The sequence below is a fragment of the Flaviramulus basaltis genome (assembly GCF_900114265.1).
GTDB classification, from domain to species: Bacteria; Bacteroidota; Bacteroidia; order Flavobacteriales; family Flavobacteriaceae; genus Flaviramulus; species Flaviramulus basaltis.
On sequence record NZ_FPKV01000017.1, the window covers coordinates 1 to 4,339 of the forward strand.

A 4,339-nucleotide genomic window follows, 5' to 3' on the forward strand; every position below is an offset into this window, starting at 1 on the left:
AGTTGTCAATGTCAATTCCTTGATTACAGTTTTTACATGCTCTTCTAAAAATTAATCTCGTCATTATCGATTTTTGTTAAATTACAGGTAACGGTTTTGTGTATGAAATGTTGCGGGTTTGCGTGCGAGGATTTTCCGCAGGAAAATCAGATGTAGCAAATACGCAACAACTTTTGTTTAAGCACTAATTTAGCAATTTTTTATACACGGTGTTGGCAGTAGTGTTTTATTATTTTCCATATAAGGTTGTTAGCGTACCATTTAGACTAAACGGAATTACTGACGTATGAGATTCATTTCTATATATTCTCCAATTCATATCAACATTTTCGTAGTTACTTTTTTTAAGATATAAACTAAACTTAATCATATTAGACACCATCATTGGACTTTCATTTTCTCCTGTTGAAATATATACTTTGGTTGGTTCGATATTCCAAGTTTCATTACTCGTTAACTTAACGATAGCTGGCTCTAAAAATATCTTTTCGTTCATTTGAAATGAAGGGCTATTTATTCCAAATCGGGTAAAGTAATTGTCAGAATTCAAGAAACAGTATGCTGTAAATAAACCACCAAGAGAATGTCCTGAAATTCCTCTGTCAAAATTCGTTTTATAATGTTCATCAATAAATGGTACTATTTCTTTCTTAATGCACTCTAAAAATTTAACTGCTCCACCGGTTGTTATTGTTCCCTTTTCAACTCCGAACTTCTTCTCAAATTTTCTGTCAGTTAATGTGTCTCGATATGGTGTGTAGTCATTAAATCTATTAATTCTTGATTCTATTCCATTTACTTTATGACTGATACCTACGAGAATCACATCTTCGATTTTTTCAAAATCAATGTTTGATGAGTTGAAATATCTATAAGTGCTTTTTCCATCCAAAACATAGAGAACTGGATAAGTTATTGTGTCTTTCGTCGAATAGTTTTTTGGAAAAGACATATGTATTAAATACTCTTTTTCCATTATTTTAGAATTAATAATGTGGTCAGGATTATTTCCTATTCGTTCTTTGGGTTCTAATTTTTGGCTAAATAAAGGGTTGCAAAAAATCAACAAAGAAAAAGTTATAAATAATAATTTTGGTAGTTTTAAAAAGTTCATTTGTTTAATTCAGGGTTTGTTGCTCACATTACTGCCAACGTTTATGTATATGGAAAGTTGCGTGTTTGCGTGCGAGGATTTTCCGAAGGAAAATCAGAAGCTAGTAAACGAGCAACTGACATTGGTTTAGGATAAAACTAGCTATTTTTTATATACGTTGTTGGCAAATCGTTTTTATTTAAGTTTTCTCTTTTCGCAAAGGTCAAATTCAGTTTTGGTTTTTAAAAATTCAACAATGCAATTTTCTTTTCCAAGTTTAAAGAAAGTCAAATCGTTATCAATCTCATCTAAATCTTTGTAAAATAATCCTAATGCATATTTTTTTCTTAATTTTAAATATGCCTTACTTCCTGGTCCAGCAAAATATTCTTGATTTGCAATAATAATCTCATAATTATCTATTTCCCAAGATTTATGAATTCTTTCGGTTTGTGAAAAATCTCGGACAAATTCAAAGAAAACAATCAGTAATCCAATTCCAATTGTAATTAAAGTCAATAAAATCCGATGTCCTAATTTTTTGGAATGCCAGAAAATAAATCCGATTATTAAAACTAAATTCAGGAAAGTAATTTTATAAATATTAGAGTAAACAAAATTCAGTTCAGATTTGTAAATCATCAATTCAGCAATTACTATTAGTATCAAAATGAATGCTAAAATATCTTTAGTTCTCTGTTTCATCAAATGTTTGCCAACGTTTATGTATATGGAAAGTTGCGTGTTTGCGTGCGAGGATTTTCCGAAGGAAAATCAGAAGCTAGTAAACGAGCAACTGACATTGGTTTAGGATAAAACTAGCTATTTTTTATATACGGTGTTGTGTTTTCGTTGTTTTTTTTCTTACAGTTTTTGGTCAGTTGACGATTTCTTTTTTTTTCGTTTCGCTAATCAGTCCGCCGCAACAGTTGCGCACTGCTTTGGTCAGTCAGATGTTTTTTGATTTTTTATTCCGCAAACAAGCTAAAAGTCCGACGAGATTTTTATTTCATATTTGAGTGAGAATCCAACGTAATATTTGAAATTCCGCAATATTATTTTTCTGTTTTTTCTTTCTTAAAATTCAAAAAAAAATTCGAAAATCAAACTAAGTTTTTTTGATTTCGAGTACATTTCGCAATGAAACACAACGTTTATGTATAAGGAAAGTTGCGTGTTTGTGTGCGAGGATTTTCCGAAGGAAAATCAGAAGCTAGCAAACGAGCACCTAACTTTGGTTTAGCTAAAATTAGCAATTTTTTTTATACGGTGTTAGCCACTGCCTTTTTATTCCTCATAATATAATGCATCCAAAAATGCTGACCTTCCTTGACTAATTTTCTTTTCGATATTATCTTTTGGGTTTGGATTCAGCCACCATTCAGAGTCATAAATTCTCATTATTATATCTTCCCAATAACTCTCATAATCTAGTCTCGACTTAATTATTCCAAAATTTTGACTTATTGAAGTTTTATTTTTACTTGAGAGACACACAAAAACATCAGGTCTTTTCATAGCAAGTAATCTCGAAGCTGTTATTAAGTTCTTTCCTGGAAATACATTTTTAAAATGAACTATAAATTTATTGAAATGGTTTTTAGTTATTTGACCAAAAAGAGGTATTTCATCGAGTGCATTTGAAATCTCAATATTATTTTCTCCAATTTGCTTATTAAACTTTCCATTTCCTTTCATACTTCCAAAATAAGCCCATTCTATTCCTTCTTTGACATTAAGTTTATTTGGGACACCTGCAATAAATTTCCTTTCATCTTTTGTTAAATCAGAGAATGAATTTGATTTATTAAATAATTCTCTACAAACATCTAGAACACCAATTCTCGCATTTAAAGAATGGTATTCGGCATTCTTAACATTTTCAACAAAATCGTTCCATTTCATATTAACTATTGATGCTTGATGAATAGGTTTGTTATTTGTTATTTTCGTATTTCCATAATTACCAGATAGACTATCTCTTTTTGGTTTTTGATTTTTCCAGACTGTTTTATAATCTTCTAATTCTTTTTTGTCAAAGTATTTAGCATCATTCCAAGTTTTTTCTATAAAACTGAAAGTAGTTTCCAAGACTTCATTAGAGTTTAAGTCTTTAGGTGTTATTACAGTTGAAATTTCAGTATTTTCAGTAAATGCTGATTTTGTAAAATTTGCGCTACCTAAAATTATTTTCCAATCTTGTGAGTTATTAAAAAAAACAAATAATTTTGGATGGAAAGTTCCACTAGGTTGTTTTATAAATCTCACATTCTTATTATCTAGAAATGTTTCAATAAATTCGGGATGTGTTTGGTAAAAATGTATTCCAACTACTATTTTACTTATTTTATGATTGTTTTCAATAAGTTTTTTGAATGGTTCTGATTTTGAACTTGCCCAAGCTGTTGTCCAGTAATAATTAGAATAATTGTCTAATGATTTTAAAAACTCCTTTTCTAATTTATTTGGTGTTGTAATGATTTTCAAAGTTCAGTTTTTGGTTGTGGCTAACGGTTAGTATAAGAATAGTTGCAGGTTTACGTGCGAGGATTTTCCGCAGGAAAATCAGACGTAGCAAACTTGCAACGACCTTTGGTTAAGCCCAAAATTGAGCAATTATTTTTATACATTGTTACCTGTAGTTTTTATATTTCGGTTAGTTGATTAGTTATATTTATTAAATCTTCTTTCGTGAAACCAATGTGCCTAAATATTTCTAATTTAATTTCCGTTTCATTACCTGAAAAACAGAAATATAATTCTCCGTCTGAATGATTAAGACATTGTGATGAAGGAATTGATTCTATTATTTTTTTTATTTCCGTTTTACAACGTGATTCAAAACCTATATTTTCTATGAAAGAATTTGGATTTGGGTCAGTTCGGTAAATTGTGTGATGTCCTAGATTCTCTCTTTTAGGAAAATGAAAAAGTAATAAATGTGAACCTTTTTTAGCGTATTTATTATTAAGTTTTATCAAGTCATACATTTGGTAGTCATCTACTTTTAAATCCCAAATGTCCCAATTATTCGCATCGCAAAATTCACAATCAGCGCCATTGTTTTTCATGGTTTTTTCCAAGGATTTGGAAATTTCGTAGTCGGTCAGTTTTTTATAATATTCTAAATCGTTTTCCCAATCCGTTATTGAGTTGTCAATGTCAATTCCTTGATTACAGTTTTTACATGCTCTTCTAAAAATTAATCTCGTCATTATCGATTTTTGTTAAATTACAGGTAACGGT

Annotated in this window: 4 protein-coding genes; all 4 read right to left on the minus strand. The window is 29.8% G+C overall.

Annotated features, from left to right (window positions below; translation table 11 throughout):
• Positions 1-229 precede the first annotated feature (229 nt).
• Positions 230-1,069 carry an alpha/beta hydrolase gene (locus BT151_RS18195; RefSeq protein ID WP_171946667.1) on the minus strand — a complete coding sequence of 280 codons (840 nt, stop codon included), beginning with the start codon at positions 1,067-1,069 and terminating at the stop codon, positions 230-232.
• 219 nt (positions 1,070-1,288) lie between these two features.
• Positions 1,289-1,801 carry a hypothetical protein gene (locus BT151_RS18200; protein WP_143144357.1) on the minus strand — a complete coding sequence of 171 codons (513 nt, stop codon included), beginning with the start codon at positions 1,799-1,801 and terminating at the stop codon, positions 1,289-1,291.
• 579 nt (positions 1,802-2,380) lie between these two features.
• A complete protein-coding gene (locus BT151_RS18205; RefSeq protein ID WP_072403793.1) occupies positions 2,381-3,580 on the minus strand; it encodes a phospholipase D family protein in 1,200 nt (399 codons plus the stop codon).
• Positions 3,581-3,738: 158 nt separating this feature from the next.
• Positions 3,739-4,308, minus strand: coding sequence for a hypothetical protein (locus BT151_RS18210; protein WP_072403794.1), 570 nt, complete (start codon positions 4,306-4,308; stop codon positions 3,739-3,741).
• Positions 4,309-4,339 lie beyond the last annotated feature (31 nt).

Excerpts from the sequence above, each read along its gene's own strand:
- BT151_RS18210 (WP_072403794.1), bottom strand. The coding sequence starts at position 4,308 with ATGACGAGATTAATTTTTAGAAGAGCATGTAAAAACTGTAATCAAGGA.